The 15,383-nt window shown below is 67.3% G+C and carries 15 protein-coding genes; 5 read left to right on the top strand and 10 right to left on the bottom strand.

Annotated features, from left to right (window positions below):
• Positions 1-10: 10 nt before the first annotated feature.
• From pstA to Ga0609869_RS11620, 4 genes are all read right to left on the bottom strand, one after another.
• Entirely contained in the window at positions 11-1,390 is a 1,380-nt protein-coding gene (gene pstA / locus Ga0609869_RS11635) for a phosphate ABC transporter permease PstA (RefSeq protein WP_125404099.1), read from the bottom strand.
• Positions 1,387-2,850, bottom strand: coding sequence for a phosphate ABC transporter permease subunit PstC (pstC, locus tag Ga0609869_RS11630; RefSeq protein WP_125404098.1), 1,464 nt, complete (start codon positions 2,848-2,850; stop codon positions 1,387-1,389). Before pstC ends, pstA begins: the two co-directional genes overlap by 4 nt.
• A gap of 82 nt (positions 2,851-2,932) precedes the next feature.
• Positions 2,933-3,967: a substrate-binding domain-containing protein gene (locus Ga0609869_RS11625; protein WP_125404097.1), complete on the bottom strand. Its 1,035-nt coding sequence runs from the start codon at positions 3,965-3,967 to the stop codon at positions 2,933-2,935.
• A 206-nt stretch (positions 3,968-4,173) separates the two neighbouring features.
• Positions 4,174-5,214 (bottom strand): sensor histidine kinase, encoded by a 1,041-nt coding sequence (locus Ga0609869_RS11620; RefSeq protein WP_125404096.1) that lies wholly within the window; start codon positions 5,212-5,214, stop codon positions 4,174-4,176.
• Positions 5,215-5,414: 200 nt separating this feature from the next.
• Between Ga0609869_RS11620 and Ga0609869_RS11615 the strand changes: the two genes are divergently transcribed.
• Positions 5,415-5,789 carry a hypothetical protein gene (locus Ga0609869_RS11615; protein ID WP_125404095.1) on the top strand — a complete coding sequence of 125 codons (375 nt, stop codon included), beginning with the start codon at positions 5,415-5,417 and terminating at the stop codon, positions 5,787-5,789.
• A 15-nt stretch (positions 5,790-5,804) separates the two neighbouring features.
• Here Ga0609869_RS11615 and Ga0609869_RS11610 read toward each other — a convergent pair whose 3' ends face one another.
• From Ga0609869_RS11610 to Ga0609869_RS11595, 4 genes are all read right to left on the bottom strand, one after another.
• Positions 5,805-6,986, bottom strand: coding sequence for a trans-sulfuration enzyme family protein (locus Ga0609869_RS11610; protein ID WP_125404094.1), 1,182 nt, complete (start codon positions 6,984-6,986; stop codon positions 5,805-5,807).
• Positions 6,987-7,059: 73 nt separating this feature from the next.
• Positions 7,060-7,587 (bottom strand): gamma carbonic anhydrase family protein, encoded by a 528-nt coding sequence (locus tag Ga0609869_RS11605; RefSeq protein ID WP_125404093.1) that lies wholly within the window; start codon positions 7,585-7,587, stop codon positions 7,060-7,062.
• A 1-nt stretch (position 7,588) separates the two neighbouring features.
• Entirely contained in the window at positions 7,589-8,227 is a 639-nt protein-coding gene (gmk, locus tag Ga0609869_RS11600) for a guanylate kinase (protein WP_125404092.1), read from the bottom strand.
• 3 nt (positions 8,228-8,230) lie between these two features.
• Positions 8,231-9,118, bottom strand: a complete 888-nt coding sequence (locus Ga0609869_RS11595) for a YicC/YloC family endoribonuclease (protein WP_125404091.1) — start codon at positions 9,116-9,118, stop codon at positions 8,231-8,233.
• 138 nt (positions 9,119-9,256) lie between these two features.
• Between Ga0609869_RS11595 and Ga0609869_RS11590 the strand changes: the two genes are divergently transcribed.
• On the top strand, positions 9,257-9,928 hold the full coding sequence (locus Ga0609869_RS11590; RefSeq protein ID WP_125404090.1) for a PAS domain-containing protein: 672 nt from the start codon (positions 9,257-9,259) through the stop codon (positions 9,926-9,928).
• Positions 9,929-9,931: 3 nt separating this feature from the next.
• On the opposite strand, the gene Ga0609869_RS11585 is transcribed toward Ga0609869_RS11590, so the two are convergent.
• Positions 9,932-11,299, bottom strand: a complete 1,368-nt coding sequence (locus tag Ga0609869_RS11585; RefSeq protein ID WP_125404089.1) for a class II 3-deoxy-7-phosphoheptulonate synthase — start codon at positions 11,297-11,299, stop codon at positions 9,932-9,934.
• 404 nt (positions 11,300-11,703) lie between these two features.
• Here Ga0609869_RS11585 and Ga0609869_RS11580 point away from each other — a divergent pair, with 404 nt between their 5' ends.
• Entirely contained in the window at positions 11,704-12,705 is a 1,002-nt protein-coding gene (locus tag Ga0609869_RS11580; protein ID WP_281273269.1) for a GlxA family transcriptional regulator, read from the top strand.
• A gap of 3 nt (positions 12,706-12,708) precedes the next feature.
• On the opposite strand, the gene Ga0609869_RS11575 is transcribed toward Ga0609869_RS11580, so the two are convergent.
• Positions 12,709-13,140, bottom strand: a complete 432-nt coding sequence (locus tag Ga0609869_RS11575; RefSeq protein ID WP_125404087.1) for a hypothetical protein — start codon at positions 13,138-13,140, stop codon at positions 12,709-12,711.
• Positions 13,141-13,282: 142 nt separating this feature from the next.
• On the opposite strand from Ga0609869_RS11575, the gene Ga0609869_RS11570 reads away from it, so the two are divergent.
• Entirely contained in the window at positions 13,283-14,467 is a 1,185-nt protein-coding gene (locus Ga0609869_RS11570) for an ABC transporter substrate-binding protein (protein WP_125404086.1), read from the top strand.
• A gap of 79 nt (positions 14,468-14,546) precedes the next feature.
• Positions 14,547-15,332, top strand: coding sequence for an ABC transporter ATP-binding protein (locus tag Ga0609869_RS11565; protein WP_125404085.1), 786 nt, complete (start codon positions 14,547-14,549; stop codon positions 15,330-15,332).
• Positions 15,333-15,383 lie beyond the last annotated feature (51 nt).

The raw sequence follows: 15,383 nt of genomic DNA, 5'->3' as shown, positions 1-15,383 counted from the left end.
TCCGAAGTGTTTACCAGCGGCGCTCGAAGCGTCGGCGAAGAATGATGGCGATGATGTTCATGGTCATCAGAAAGCCGAGCAGAATGATGATCCCGCCCCAGGCCCGTTCGTAGAAGGCCGGGTCGGCCCGTTTGGCCCATTCGTAGATCTGGGCGGGCATCGCCGAGTTGGGCGCCAGAAAGCCTTCGGCTACGCCGCCGGGATAGTTCGACGCGATATACCCCACCATGCCGATCAAGAGAAGCGGCGCGGTTTCCCCCAGCGCCTGCGCCAGCCCGATGATGGTGCCGGTCAGGATGCCGGGCATGGCCAGCGGCAGAACATGGTGAAAGACCGATTGCATCTTGGAGGCCCCTACCCCGAGCGCGGCATCTCGGATCGAGGGCGGCACCGATTGCAGCGAGGCGCGCGTCGAGATGATGATCGTGGGCAGCGTCATCAGCGTCAGCACCAGCCCGCCGACCAGCGGCGCCGATTGCGGCAGATGCGCGAACTGGATGAAGACCGCGAGGCCCAGGATGCCGAACACGATCGAGGGCACCGCGGCAAGGTTCGAGATGTTCACCTCGATGAGGTCGGTGAAGCGGTTCCTGGGCGCGAATTCCTCAAGATAGATCGAGGCGGCCACGCCGATGGGCAGGCTGAACCCCAGCACCACCAGCATCATGAAGAACGATCCCAGCATCGCCACCCCCATGCCGGCCTGTTCGGGCCGCGCGTCCGATGCGTCGGGGCCTGTAATGAAGTCCCAGTTGAACTCTTTCTCGACGGCGCCCTGCTCGTGCAGCGCATCGACGAGGTCCAGGTGGACGGTGTCGAGGTTCTTGTCGCGGGCGATCGACTCGCGGTCGACACGGCCCTTGAGATACCCGTCGACGCGGCTCGATGCGAGAATGCGGAAATCGACCGTCTGGCCGATCAGGTCGGGGTTGGCGATGACCCTGTCGCGCAGCGTCGAGCGCGCGCCGCTGGAAAAGAGGTTGTCGAGCGGCGAGGAAAAGCCTTCGACCGGGGCTTCCGACAGCGGCGTGTCGATGCCGTAGGCCTCGATCTGGCGCAGCACCGCCTCGCGGATCAAGGGGCTGTAGGCAAAGGTCTTGGCGTCCTTGATCTCGTCGATGTCGCGGTTGCCGTTGGGGTCGAGCACGTCTTGCTTCAACTCGATCTTGAGGTGAAACGCGGTCTGCTGGAACGCGCCCAGGCCGTTCGACAGGATGGCGACCAGCAGCATGACGAGAAAGGCAAGGCCGATGCCGACCGCGGCCATGCCGTAAAGCCGGAATCGGGCCTCGGAGGCGTTGCGGCGGCGGGTGCGCTCGTCGAGTTGCAGAAGCGAGCTCGACCGCGCGGGCCGACCGGCGCCGGGCTGGGTTGCGTTGGCGTCGGTCATTCGTACTGCTCCCGGTATTTGCGCACGATGTAGAGGGCGAAGACGTTCAGCCCCAGCGTGATGACGAACAGCGTCATCCCCAGCGCGAAGGCGACCAGCGCCTCGGGCGAGGCGAAATCGGCGTCGCCGGTCAGCTGGCTGACGATCTTGGCGGTCACGGTCGTCATCGCGTCGAACGGGTTCATGCTGAGCCGCGCCGCGGCCCCTGCCCCCAGCACCACGATCATCGTCTCGCCGATGGCGCGCGAGGCGGCCAGCAGGATGGCGCCGACGATGCCCGGCAGGGCGGCGGGCAGCACCACCTGTTTGACCGTTTCCGACCGCGTGGCGCCCAGGCCGAGCGAGCCGTCGCGCATCGACTGCGGCACCGCGTTGATGATGTCGTCGCTGAGCGAGCTGACGAAGGGGATCAGCATGATGCCCATTACCAGGCCCGCGGTCATCACCGCCGTACCGGCCTGCATGATGCCGATGCCGTCGTCGCCGAAGACCCGCATCAGCAGCGGCCCCACGGTCAGCAGCGCGAAGAGGCCGTAGACGATGGTCGGAATGCCCGCCAGCACCTCGATCATCGGCTTGGCGAAGGAGCGCACGGTCGACGAGGCGTATTCCGACAGGAAGATCGCTGCGAACAGCCCGATCGGCACCGCCACAAGCAGCGCGATGATCGAGATGTAGAGCGTGCCCCAAAGCAGCGGCAGAATACCCAGTTCAGAGCCGCCGCCGAAGCTCGGGCTCCAGGTCAGACCGAGGAAGAAGTCCTCTGCCGGGTAAAGGCGGAAGAACTCGATCGTGTTGAAGACCAGCGACAGCAAGATGCCGATCGTCGTCAGGATCGCGATGGTCGCGGCAAAGATCAGCAGGTAGCGGATCACCTTTTCGACCACGTTGCGGGCACGGAAATTCTTGCCCGTCGCCATGTATGAGATCGTGAACCCCACCCCCGCGGCCGCCAGAACCGCCAGCGTCATCAAGAGGTTGCCGGCAGATGACATCGTCCGGTACCGCTGCGCGGCGCGCAGCACTTCGGGGCCGACATCAGAGCCGAGCGCGACACCGAGATTGCCGAGCCGATCGCGGATATCGGTGAACTCGGCGCGAATGTTGTCGGCCTCATCGCGGCCCATCGCGCCCTCGGTCACGGCCAGGTCAAGCCCGTCGGCGATGCGGCGCACATCGGACATGAACAGCCCGCGCGTCATGCTGTCGGAAATCGCCTCTGCGGGTACGGTAGAGGAAATGGTCCGGTCGATCAGGATCGGCTGGACCAGAAGCCAGACGATCAGGATGCCGACGGCCGGCACCAGCGTCATGATCGTGACGTTGGCCCCGTAATAGGACGGCAGCGAATGCAGGTCGCGGCTGTCCCCTCCTGCCGATTTAAGCGCGCGCGCGCGCCCCAGCATATAGCCGGCCACAGCCATGACCAGCACGATCAGGACAAGCCACAAGACAGGCATTGCCGGCACCCCCAAGAATTGAAACGACCGAAAAAGACGGCAAAAAGGGGGGCGCTCGGGCGCCCCCCTTCGACTGGAGGGCTTAGTTGCCCATGGTCACTTCGTCGGCGACCTTCTGCTGGGTTTCGGCCAGCTCGGGGTCGGCAACCAGGCCGTACTGGGCCAGCGGGCCGTTGGGGCCGGCGATGGCGTCGGAGACGAAGAACTCGGCATAGTCCTTGAGGCCGGGGATCACGCCGATATGCGCCTTCTTGATGTAGAAGAACAGCGGACGCGACACCGGGTATTCACCCGTGGAGATGGTCTCGGTCGAGGGCGCAACGCCCGACATGGTCGCCACTTTCAGCTTGTCGGTGTTGTTCTCGTAGAAGGCCAGGCCGAACACGCCCACGCCCTCTGGGTTCGAGTCGATGCGGGCCAGGGTCTCGGTGTAGTCGCCGTCGATATCGACCGACAGGCCATCGGTACGCACCGCGATGCAGGCATCCTCGGCGTCGTCTTCCGACATGCCGGCGGCCATCATGGCTTCCATCGCGCCGGTTTCTTCACAGCCGACGGCCAGCACCTTTTCTTCGAACACTTCGCGGGTGCCGTGCTTGGTGCCCGGGATGAAGGCGTTGATTTCAACGGCCGGCAGATCGGCGTTGAAGTCCGACCACATGGTGTAGGGGTTATCGACAAGCTCGCCGTCCTTCAGCACTTTCGGCGACAGCGCGTTGAACCAGTCGGTGGGCTCGAACGCGGTGAAGGCCGGGCCGTCGATCTGGCTGGCGAAGACGATGCCGTCATAGCCGATGCGGACTTCGATGATGTCGGTCACGCCGGCTTCGGCACAGGCCTTGATCTCTTTTTCGCGGATGGCGCGGGACGCGTTGGCGATGTCGATGGTGTTTTCGCCAACACCTTCGCAGAAGCGCTTGAGGCCGGCCGACGAGCCGCCCGATTCCACGACCGGGGTCGGGAAGTCGAAGTTTTCGCCGAAGGCTTCGGCAACGATCGACGCGTAGGGCAGCACGGTCGAGGAACCGGCAACCTGAACGTTGTCACGCGCGGCGGCGGCGGTGGCCGAAACGGCAGCGATCGCCAGCGCGGAGGCGGTCAGTTTCGCAAGGGACATGTAGAGCTCCTGATGTCTTGATTTCGGCCGTCGCAGAGACGACCCGACGCGGCCGCCAACTGAGCGACCTCGGGGCGAGCCCTAGACCCGCCGCACAATGCTTTTGTGACGTTTGCGTAACGGTTTTATGACAACGTTTGAAGGGGCCATCAGGTCATGTTTCACGAGCCCTGCGACACTTTCGCCGCCGCCTCGTCCGCCTGCCGTCAAGATGCTGGCAACATGATGGAAAACCGGCTTCCCTCGCGCGGCGTGCTCTCGATGCGAAACCGTCCGCGATGCCGGTTGACGATATGCTTGACGATCGCCAGGCCCAGCCCGGTGCCGCCCATCTCGCGCGAGCGGTGGCTGTCGACGCGGTAGAACCGTTCCGTGAGTCGCGGAATATGAACCGGGTCGAAGCCCTCGCCGTGATCGACCACGTCGATGCGCACCCCCGGCCCGCGAAACGCCAGCTCGCGCGCGCTGGTCTCCAGCATGACCTCCACGCGCCCGCCGCTGCCGCCGTATTTGATGGCGTTCTCGATGAGATTGGTGAACACCTGCACCAGCTGGTCGGCGTCGCCACGTACCCAGACAGGCGCGGACGCGCCGCTCACCGTGAGCGCGACCTTGGCATCGGCTGCCATCGGGCGCAGGGTCAGCACCGACGATTCCACCAGCGCCGCGACATCGACCCGGTCTTCCGGGCGCATCCGCTCTTCGGCCTCGACCCGGCTGAGCGACAGCAGATCGCGCACCAGCCGGTTCATCCGCTCGGCCTCGCGCTCCATGATCGTCAGAAAACGGTCGCGCGCGGGCGCGTCGTTGCGCGCCGGGCCCTTGAGGGTCTCGATGAATCCCAGCAGCGCGGTCAGCGGCGTCTTCAGTTCGTGGCTGACATTGGCGACGAAATCGCGCCGGATCTGGCCGACCTGTTCGCGCTCGGTGATGTCGACCAGCGTGACCAGCGCGCCGCGCGCATCCTCGCCCTCGACCGGGGACGCGGTGACCTCGTAGGTCGCTTCGCGCGCCAGTTCCGTCGTCAGGTAGCGGGTGCGCCGCCGCTGCCTGAGGCGCAGGGTTTCCTCAACGCAGTCCAGGAGCGCCGGCTGGCGCAGCACCGCGATATAATGCCGTCCGCTTCCGGAGGCGCCGAACATCTCTTCGGCATGGGCATTCATCGCCGCCACGCGTTCGTCCTCGGCGATCAACACCGCGGGCAGCGGCACCGCCTCGAGCACCGCCTTCAACAACTGCCCCTGCATTTCATTCACCTTGTGCTTGCCGGCGCGCGCCCGCCCGCCGGGACGTAAACCTGCCCGACGCGCGCATAATGTTTGCCTCGGCGCGAAAATTTCAATTAAGTTTCACGCAACCCTGCGAACCTGTCTTTTAGACAGGTTGACTCAACTATTTCATGCGCAAACCGATTCGTTCGGGCGCGCGACGGAGCGGAGCCACCATCATGCCTATGCGTCAACTCGCGGCCTTCGCGCCCCTGCCCCGCTCGGAGCAGCCGCTCGGACTGCTGATCGACGTGGAGCCCGCCGAGGTTGCCGTGCAGCGCGCGCCGCTGCCGGGGCTTCGGCTCGAAACCCTGCCCTATGCGCTGATCCACGCCGCGCTGGCGCGCGCGCCCTGGGCCGATTTCGTGGCTTCTCCGCTGGTGTCAGAGCATTTCGACGCGCTCGACCTGGCCTGCCAGCTCGACCTTGCGGGGTTCACCGGCAAGTATATCGTGCTGACCCCGCCCCTGCCCCGCCCCGGCATCATCCACCGGGAGATCGCCCAGCTCTGCCCCAGGCTGGCCGTCGAACTGCGACCGCGGGCGCCCCACTGAGGGCGGGCGGGCATCTCAGCCCGCCACCTGCGCCGCCGCCGCGATGCCGGCGGACAGCTCGGCCTGCAACAGCTCCAACGGCTCGACCCCGACCGACAGGCGAAACAGCCCCTCGGTGATGCCCAACGCCGTGCGCGCCTCGTCCGCGACCGCGCGGTGCGACGAGGAGACCGGGTGCGACAGGGTGGTGGCGACATCGCCCAGCGTGGGCGCGAAGGCGATATCGCCCGCGGCGCGCACCAGCGCGTTGGCCGCCGCGCGCCCGCCCGCGATCTCGAAGCTCAGCATCGTGCCGAAACGGCCCTGCAAGAGATCGCCTGCCCGGTTGTGGTCGGGGTGATCGGCCCGGCCCGGATACAGCACCCGCCGCACCCCCGGCAGCCCCGCCAGGTGATCGGCCAGCGCCGCGGCGTTGGCCTCGGCCCGGTCATAGCGCAGCTCGAACGTGTTGAGCCCCCGCTCGGCCATCCAGCAATCGAACGGGCTGGGCGTCATCCCCCAGGTGACGGCGGCCTGGCGCATCGCGGCGCCGAGATCGGGGTCGCGTGCCGCCACGTAGCCCAGCGTCGCGTCGGAATGCCCGGCCAGCAGCTTTGTCACGGAATGGATCACGATATCCGCCCCGTGCTCGAAAGGGCGAACCCCCCGCGGCGTGGTAAAGGTGTTGTCGACCGCCAGCAGGATGCCCCGCTCGCGCGCCAGCGCGGCGATGCCGTGCATGTCGGCCACCCGCAGCGTGGGGTTCGAGACCAGCTCGATCAGGATCAGCCGGGTCTCGGGGCGCAGCGCGGCGGCGATGGCCGCCGCGTCGGTCGGGTCGGCCAGCGAGGTGGCGATGCCAAGGCGCGGCAGGTCGTCGCCCAGCATCCTGAGGCTGCGCCCGTATAGCTGGTCGCCGCCCAGCACGTGATCGCCCGCCTTCAGCGCCCCCAGCATCATCGCGCCGACCGCCGCCATGCCCGAGCCGGTGACAAACCCGCCCTCGGCACCTTCCAGCCGGTCGATCTTGGCGGCCAGCACATCGGCATTGGGGTGCCCCTCGCGGGCATAGGCATAGCCCTGCACCCGGCCCTCGTATTGCGCGTCCAGCGCGTCGGGGTCGGCGGCGGCATAGACCACCGAGGGCTGCAAGGGCGTCACCAGCGGGCGCGCGGCGCTGTCGGGCCAGGCGGTGCGGCGGACGGGGGTGTCGGTCATGGGCACTGCTCCTCGGGGCCGGCCGCCGGAGCTATGCAAAAAGCTCTGGCGAATTCCTTGGACGGAACTTGCGTCACGCGCCGGAAAGGCCGGCGCGATAGCGGCGCATGTTCTGCTGGTAATGCAGCGCCGAGGCGCGCAGCCCCTCGATGGCCGCCGAGTCGAGCGTGCGCACCACCTTGCCCGGCGCGCCCATCACCAGGCTGTTGTCGGGGATCTCCTTGCCCTCGGTCACCAGCGCATGGGCGCCGATCAGGCAGTTTTTGCCGATCTTCGCGCCGTTCAGCACCGTGGCGCCCATCCCGATCAGGGAATTTTCGCCGATCGTGCAGCCATGCAGCATGGCCTTGTGCCCGACGGTACAGCCCGGCCCGATGACCAACGGAAAGCCCATGTCGGTGTGGCAGACCACGTTTTCCTGCACGTTGCTGCCCGCGCCGACCGTGATCGGCTCGTTGTCGCCTCTCAGCGTGCAGCCGAACCAGACCGACGCGCCGCTTTCCAGGATCACCCGGCCGATCAGGTTGGCGTCGGGCGCGACCCAGAAATCGCCATTCTCGGGAAGCGTCGGCGCGATGCCGTCGAGCGTGTAAAGGGTCATGTCAAAGCGCCTCGAATTCGGCCTGCAAGGCGCGCACATGCTCGGTCAGGCCGGGCTGCTGGCTGCGGCGCAGGCGGGTTGCGGTCAGGATGGTCTTGAGCCGGTCCTCGGTGGCGTCGAGATCGTCGTTGACCAGCACGAAATCGTACCCGTCCCAATGGCTGATCTCGTCCCAGCTCTTCTGCATCCGCTTGGCGATGGTCTCGGCAGTGTCCTGGCCGCGGCCTTCCAGCCGGCGGCGCAGTTCGGCAATGGAGGGCGGCAACAGAAACAGCGAAAGCGTGTGCTGGCCCATCGCCGAGTTGCGGATCTGCTGCGCCCCCTGCCAGTCGATATCGAAGAGAACGTCCTGCCCGGCCTCGACCGCGGCGCGCACCGGCGCCTCGGGCGAGCCGTAGAAATGGCCGAAGACATGGGCGTGTTCCAGCATCTCGCCGCGGGCGACCTGGGCCTTGAACTCGCCCTCGCTGAGGAAATGGTACTCCCGCCCGTCGACCTCGCCCGGCCGGGGTCTGCGGGTGGTGGCCGAGACCGAGAACAGGATCTCCGGGTCCCAGTCGCGCAGGCGGCGGGCCAGCGTCGACTTTCCCGCGCCCGAGGGCGATGAGAGAATGATGAGAAGCCCCCGGCGGTCGTCCATGGCCTACTCCACGTTTTGGACCTGCTCGCGCATCTGGTCGATCACGGTCTTGAGGTCAAGCCCGATGCGGGTCAGCGCGGTGGCCTGCGCCTTGGAACACAAGGTGTTGGCCTCGCGGTTGAATTCCTGCATCAGGAAATCGAGCTTGCGGCCCACGGGCCCGTCGTCTGACAAAAGCGCGCGCGCCGCCTCGACATGCGCGGCCAGCCGGTCAAGCTCTTCGCGCACGTCCGATTTCACCGCAATCAGGGCCAGTTCCTGCGCCACCCTGTCGGGATCGGCGCCGTCGCTGTTGTCCAGCACGCGGGCGAGGTTGGCCTTCAGCGCCGCGGCCATCTCGGGGCCGCGCGCCTCGGCCTCGACTTGCGCGGCCTCGACCAGCTCCGCGATCCGCGCCAACTGGTCGCCCAGCACCGCGTCGAGCGCGGCGCCCTCGGCCGCGCGCATTTGCAGGAAGGCGTCGATCAGCGGTGCCAGATCGGCGGTGAGCGCGGGCAGCAGCGCCTCGGCATCGGGTGCCGCGCCGGCCTCGACCACGCCCTTGAGCGACAGGACCTCGGCCGCGCTGGGCGGCGGCAGCGTGAGGTTGTGTTCGAGCGCGGCCACCTCCACGCGCTTGAGCGCCGCCAGCGCGGCATTCAGCGCCGGGGTGTCCAGCGCGAACCCCGCCGCCCCCTCGCCGCGGGTGAGCCGCAGGCCCAGCGTGACGTTGCCGCGCGCCACCTTTCCGGCCAGCGCCTTGCGCACCGCCTCTTCCAGCCCCGGAAGCCCCTCGGGCAGGCGCAGCCGCAGATCGAGCCCGCGGGCATTCACGCTGCGAATCTCCCAGGCCCAGCTCTGGGCGCCGCTCTGCCCTGTGCGCGCCGCGAAGGCGGTCATGGAGTTAACCATCGGTTACGAAAATCCCCCCGGTTGTCGGTATTTTGTGCATTCTTAACCCAAGGGTAAGGGTCTTGCCGCCACGGTTAACACGGGCGTCGACCGGGCGGCAATGATCCCGACCCCAGGACAGCCGCAAGGAAAACCGCGATGGACCGGGAAAAGAGCGCCACGGCACAGATATGCGCCTTTCGGCGGAAAGGGCTGATGCAGGATTTCGCCACCCTCGCCACGGTCGAGGCCTACTGGGAGGGGGTGCGCGGGGGGCGGCCCTGCCCGCCCCCGCGGGCCGCCATCGACCCGCGCGGGCTGGAGGGCGCGCTGTCGGGCGCGTTCCTGGTCGAACGTATCGCGCCCGGCCAAGCCCGGCTGCGGATCGCCGGGCGCGACCTGGCCGCGATGATGGGCATGGACACGCGCGGCATGCCGCTGTCGGCGCTGTTCCTGCCAGAGGCGCGCGCCCGGCTGGAAGGGGTGCTGGAGCTTTTGTTCGACGGGCCGGCCCGGCTGGAGGTCGCCCTCGCCGCGCCCGGCGCGGCCGGGGCGCCGCGGCTGAAGGCCCGAATGCTGCTGTTGCCGCTATGCGACCGGGAGGGGCACGTCAGCCGCGCGCTCGGCGCGCTCGAGTTGGCCGGCGACGTGGGCCGGGCGCCCCCCCGCAGGATGGCGATCGCGGGCTGTCACAGCCGGCCGCTGGACGCCGCCGCCCCTTTTCCGGGTCTGGCAGAGGGCCGCGCGGGCTTTGCCCCGGCGCCGCGCCTGCGCGGGCGGCCGCGGCTAGTGCTGGTCCGCTCCGCCAACCCGCCCCGCGGCGCCGGCTGAGCCTCAGAGCGCCGCGGCGATCTGGCCCGCGTGGCGGTCGCTCAGTTCTTCGGCGACGAGGAAGGCAAGCTCCAGCGCCTGGCTGGCGTTGAGCCGCGGGTCGCAGGCGGTGTGGTAGCGCGACGAGAGGTCCTCGTCGGTCACGGCACGCACGCCGCCGGTGCATTCGGTCACGTCCTTGCCGGTCATCTCGAAATGCACGCCGCCGGGGATGGTGCCCTCGGCCTTGTGCACCGCAAAGAACTCCTGCACCTCGCGCAACACCGAGTCGAACGGCCGGGTCTTGAACCCGCTGGCCGATTTGATCGTGTTGCCGTGCATCGGGTCGCAGGTCCACACCACCTCGGCGCCCATGTTGCGCACCGTCCTGATCAGCCGGGGCAGGTTGTCGCCCACCGTGCCCGCGCCGAATCGTGCGATCAGCGTCAGACGGCCCGGCACGTTTTGCGGATTCAGCTTTTCGATCAGCACCTTGAGGTCGTCCTCGGTGATCGAGGGTCCGCATTTCAGCCCGATCGGGTTCATCACGCCGCGGCAGAACTCGACATGCGCGCCGTCCACCTGCCGGGTGCGGTCGCCGATCCACAGCATGTGGCCCGTGCCCGCGACCCAGTTTCCGGAGGTGGAATCGACCCGGCAGAGCGCCTCTTCGTATTCCAGTAGCAACGCTTCGTGCGAGGTGAAGAAATCGACCGTCGCCAGCCCGCGCATCGTGTCGCCGTTGACGCCCGCGGCGGTCATGAACGACAGCGTGTCGCTGATCCGGGCGGCCATCTCGCGGTATTTCTCGGCCTCGTCGCTGTCGGTAAAGCCCAGCGTCCAGCTATGCACGCGATGGATGTCGGCGAACCCGCCCTTGGAAAAGGCGCGCAGCAGGTTCAGCGAGGCCGCGGCCTGGGTGTAGGCCTGCAAGATGCGCTGCGGATCGGGGTTGCGGGCCTCTTCGGTGAATTCGAAGCCGTTGATGATGTCGCCGCGATAGCTGGGCAGCTCGACGCCGCCGATTGTCTCGGTCGGGGCCGAGCGGGGCTTGGCAAACTGGCCGGCCATGCGGCCGACCTTCACCACCGGCAGCTTGGCGCCATAGGTCAGCACCACCGCCATCTGCAACAGCACCTTGAACGTGTCGCGGATGGTGTCGGCCGAGAATTCGGCAAAGCTTTCGGCGCAGTCGCCGCCCTGCAACAGGAAGGCCTCGCCGCGCGAGACCTGCCCCAGCTTGGCTGTCAGGTTGCGTGCCTCGCCGGCAAAGACCAGCGGCGGATACTTGGCAAGCTGCGTCTCGACCGCGGCCAAGGCCTCGGGGTCGGTATAGTCGGGCATCTGCACCCGGGGCTTGCTGCGCCAATCGGATTTCTGCCACTGGGTCATTGTCGTCGCTCCGCAATCTCGGCTCTCGTGCCGGGGCTTATAGGCCGATGCGCCCCTGCCCGCCACCGCAAATCGGCACGATTCGGCACGCACTTCGGGCCGGGCGCCGTGGCGCAAGCGATCTCTGGCCGTGGCCCCGCAGCGCGGGGCGGACCGCGTGGCCGAGCCGGCGAAACCTTCGGCCGTCGGGCGGCAGAGCGCTTTCGGCCGAGGGTCGGCGCGCTGCCGGCGCGACACTGGCACGGCCCCCGCTCTGCCCTCAACAGGCGGCCGGAAAGGCGCGCTTTTCGCCGTCCGGCCGGGCCGTTTGGTCCTGCGCCCGTGACGTCTGGGGCTTGATCAGCGCCGACAAAACTGGTTTCCGTTCTGAATAGCGCGAAAGGACCGGGTCGTTGGGCGATCGGTTGGATGAAGAATTCCTGGTAGAGGTCGCCGACCCCGGCGCCAAGCCTCAGAACGTCGTATTCGTGCTGCTCGATCAATTCACCATGCTCAGCTTTGCCTGCGCGATCGAGCCCCTGCGCATTGCCAACCGGATGTCGGGCAAGTCACTCTATCGCTGGCGGCTGGCCGGAGAGGGCGGCGATTACGCCACCTGCTCGCACGGCACGGCGCTCAGGCTCGACACCGATCTGGCCGAGCTGGGGCGCGAGGACATGGTGCTGGTCTGCGGCGGCACCGATGTGCAGGCGGCCACCACCAAGCGGCTGTTGAACTGGCTGCGGCGCGAGGCGCGGCGCGGCATCTCGATCGGCGGGCTGTGCACGGCGTCCTACGCGCTGGCGCGGGCCGGGCTGCTGGATGGCAAGCGCGCCACCATTCACTGGGAAAACCAGGACAGCTTTGCCGAGGAATTCCACGAGGTCGACCTGACCAAGTCGGTCTTCGTGATCGACGGCAACCGGATGAGCACCGCCGGCGGCACCTCGTCGATCGACCTGGTGCTGAAGCTCATCGCCGACGCCCATGGCGAAGAGCTGGCCAACGCCGTGGCCGACCAGTTGATCTACTCGTCGATCCGCACCGACCAGGACACCCAGCGGCTGTCGATCCCCACCCGGATCGGGGTGCGCCACCCAAAGCTAAGCCAGGTGATCCAGCGCATGGAGCAAAACCTGGAGGACCCGATCAGCCCGGCGATCCTGGCGCGCGACGTGGGCATGTCGACGCGCCAGCTGGAACGGCTGTTCCGCCGCTACCTCAACCGCAGCCCCAAGCGATATTACATGGAACTGAGGCTCGGGAAGGCGCGCAACCTGCTGATGCAGACCGACATGAGCGTGATCAACGTGGCGCTCGCCTGCGGCTTTGCCTCGCCCAGCCATTTCTCCAAGTGCTACCGGGCGCATTACGACACCACGCCCTATCGAGAGCGCGGCAGCCACGGCACCCGCGCGCCGGCCTGAGCGTCAAAACCGCGTCAGGATCGGTTCGGCGTTGGAGTTCATCGAGAAATTGATCACCACGAGGTCCTGCCCGCGTTCGTGGTAAAGCAGGTAGATCCACAGGTAGTGCTCGCGCTCGCGGAACGCGATGATCTCTTCGCGGAACCCGTTTTCCAGCGCGCGCGTGCGCACCCGCATGTCGTCGGTCAGCGCCGCGGGGTAGATCGAGCGGAACTGGCTGTTGATCGCGTCGAGCTGTTCGGGGCTGTATTCATCGCGCCCGCCGAGCCGCTGGATCAACGGGACGAAATCACGCATCGCGGCCTTCTGCCGCAGAAAGCTGCGCAACTCGGCGTAGTCGTCGAAAATGCCGTCTGGCCGGCCGTCTTGCGCCGGGGCCTGAAATGCCGTCAGCGCCAGGGCCACGGCCAGCACCGCCGCCATTCTTAAACGCATCGTCCCCTCCCGATGGTCAATTGCGCCATGCTAGGCGCACAGGCCCTGGCGATCAATCTCAGGCGCCTGCCGCGGCCTTTTCTTTTCACATCGTCCGTCTTACGCTGCGCGCCGGAATAACCGTTCAACATGGGAGTTGAAGATGAAAAAGCTGCTGATGGCCAGCGCCGCCGCCGCGCTGATGGCCGGCGCCGCCTCTGGCGAGGAAATCAAGGTCGGGGTGGCCGCGGCCTTTACCGGCCCGCTGGAATCGCTCGCCCCGCCGATCGCCGCGGGTTCGGAACTGGCGCTGAAACAGGCCAGCGACTCGGGCCTGTTCCTCGACGGCTCGACCCTGACGCCGGTGCGCGCCGACACCACCTGCGTCGATTCCGCTGCCGCGGTGGCCGCGGTGGAACGCATCATCACCTCCGACCGGGTCGCGGGCGTGGCCGGGCCGATGTGCTCGGGCGCGACGGGCGCGGTGGTCAGCAACGTGGCGGTGCCCAACGGCATCGTCGTGATCTCGCCCTCGGCGACCTCGCCGTCGCTGTCGACGATCGAGGATAACGGCCTTTTCTTCCGCACCGCACCGTCGGACGCGCGCCAGGGCCAGGTCATGTCGGACCTGGTGATGGAGCGCGGCATCGAAGAAGTCGCCATCACCTATACCAACAACGACTACGGCAAGGGCCTCGCCTCGGCCTTCGAAGAGGCCTACAAGGCCGCCGGCGGCACCGTCACGATCACCGCCGCCCATGAAGACGGCAAGGCCGACTACTCGGCCGAAGTGGGCGCGCTGGCCTCGGCCGGCGGCGAGGTTCTGGTCGTGGTGGGCTATGTCGACCAGGGCGGCTCGGGCGTGGTGCAGGCGGCGCTCGATACCGGTGCCTTCGACACATTCGTCTTCCCCGACGGCATGGTCGGCCAGGCGCTGGTCGATCGCTTCGGCACGGCCATCGACGGCTCGTTCGGGCAGAACCCTGCCGCCGCCGGCGAAGGGCGCGAGCTTTTCACCGCGATGGCCGAAGAGGCGGGCTTCGACGGCACCTCGGCCTTCGCGGGCGAGGCGTATGACGCCGCGGCGCTGCTCGTGCTGGCGATGCAGGCCGCGGGCTCGGCCGACCCGCAGGTCTACAAGGACAAGGTGATGGAAGTCGCCAACGCACCGGGCGAAGAGATCCTGCCCGGCGAGTTGGACAAGGCGCTCGAGATCCTCGCGGGCGGCGGCGATGTCGATTATGTCGGCGCCGCCTCGGTCGAACTGATCGGCCCGGGTGAAAGCGGCGGCTCGTACCGCGAGGTCGTCATCGAGGGCGGCGAGCTCAAGGTCATCGGCTACCGTTGACAGCCATTGCGAAATGATTATGACAGCCCGGCCCGGTGCCGGGCTGTCTTTTTGGAAAACCCGGGGGCAAGGTCGCGCGATGATCGTGGTCGAGAACATGCACAGGCATTTCGGCGGCTTCCGCGCGGTCGACGGCGCCTCGCTGGAAATCCGCGAGGGGTCGATCACCGGGCTGATCGGCCCGAACGGCGCGGGAAAATCGACCCTTTTCAATGTGATTGCAGGCGTTCTTCAACCGACCGCCGGGCGCGTGACGATGGCCGGCGAAGACATCACCGGCCTGCCCCCGCACGAGCTGTTTCACAAGGGGCTGCTCAGGACCTTCCAGATCGCGCACGAGTTTTCGTCGATGACCGTGCGCGAGAACCTGATGATGGTGCCCGGCGGCCAGTCGGGCGAGCGGCTGTGGAATGCCTGGTTCGCGCGCGGGCGCGTCTCGGCCGAGGAACGCGCCCTGGCGCAGAAGGCCGACGAGGTGCTGGATTTCCTGACCATCGACCATTTGGCCGACGAGCGGGCCGGCAACCTTTCGGGCGGGCAGAAAAAGCTGCTGGAGCTCGGACGCACGATGATGGTGGACGCACGGGTGGTGTTTCTCGACGAGGTGGGCGCGGGCGTGAACCGGACGCTGCTGAACACGATCGGCGACGCGATCCTGCGGCTCAACGAAGAGCGCGGCTATACATTCTGCCTGATCGAGCATGACATGGATTTCATCGGGCGGCTTTGCGACCCGGTGATCGTGATGGCCGAGGGCAAGGTGCTGGCCGAGGGTGCGGCCAGCGAGATCATGAAAAACGAGGCGGTGATCGAGGCCTATCTGGGTACGGGTCTGAAGAACAAGGTGAAACAGGGCATTGCCTGACCGTCGCGCGGCGGCTCTGGCCTGCCGGAAAACGGGTATTTGAACCAAGAA

Origin of the sequence: Rhodovulum iodosum, from assembly GCF_041020385.1 — a bacterium.
Taxonomy (GTDB): domain Bacteria; phylum Pseudomonadota; class Alphaproteobacteria; order Rhodobacterales; family Rhodobacteraceae; genus Rhodovulum; species Rhodovulum iodosum.
This window is presented reverse-complemented; position numbering and strand designations above follow the sequence as displayed.

Coding starts and splice junctions, on each gene's coding strand:
- pstC (WP_125404098.1), bottom strand. CDS start 2,850: ATGCCTGTCTTGTGGCTTGTCCTGATCGTGCTGGTCATGGCTGTGGCC.
- Ga0609869_RS11565 (WP_125404085.1), top strand. CDS start 14,547: ATGATCGTGGTCGAGAACATGCACAGGCATTTCGGCGGCTTCCGCGCG.
- Ga0609869_RS11585 (WP_125404089.1), bottom strand. CDS start 11,299: ATGACCCAGTGGCAGAAATCCGATTGGCGCAGCAAGCCCCGGGTGCAG.
- pstA (WP_125404099.1), bottom strand. CDS start 1,390: ATGACCGACGCCAACGCAACCCAGCCCGGCGCCGGTCGGCCCGCGCGG.
- Ga0609869_RS11610 (WP_125404094.1), bottom strand. CDS start 6,986: ATGACCGACACCCCCGTCCGCCGCACCGCCTGGCCCGACAGCGCCGCG.
- gmk (WP_125404092.1), bottom strand. CDS start 8,227: ATGGACGACCGCCGGGGGCTTCTCATCATTCTCTCATCGCCCTCGGGC.
- Ga0609869_RS11575 (WP_125404087.1), bottom strand. CDS start 13,140: ATGCGTTTAAGAATGGCGGCGGTGCTGGCCGTGGCCCTGGCGCTGACG.
- Ga0609869_RS11570 (WP_125404086.1), top strand. CDS start 13,283: ATGAAAAAGCTGCTGATGGCCAGCGCCGCCGCCGCGCTGATGGCCGGC.
- Ga0609869_RS11625 (WP_125404097.1), bottom strand. CDS start 3,967: ATGTCCCTTGCGAAACTGACCGCCTCCGCGCTGGCGATCGCTGCCGTT.
- Ga0609869_RS11620 (WP_125404096.1), bottom strand. CDS start 5,214: ATGCAGGGGCAGTTGTTGAAGGCGGTGCTCGAGGCGGTGCCGCTGCCC.
- Ga0609869_RS11605 (WP_125404093.1), bottom strand. CDS start 7,587: ATGACCCTTTACACGCTCGACGGCATCGCGCCGACGCTTCCCGAGAAT.
- Ga0609869_RS11595 (WP_125404091.1), bottom strand. CDS start 9,118: ATGGTTAACTCCATGACCGCCTTCGCGGCGCGCACAGGGCAGAGCGGC.
- Ga0609869_RS11615 (WP_125404095.1), top strand. CDS start 5,415: ATGCCTATGCGTCAACTCGCGGCCTTCGCGCCCCTGCCCCGCTCGGAG.
- Ga0609869_RS11590 (WP_125404090.1), top strand. CDS start 9,257: ATGGACCGGGAAAAGAGCGCCACGGCACAGATATGCGCCTTTCGGCGG.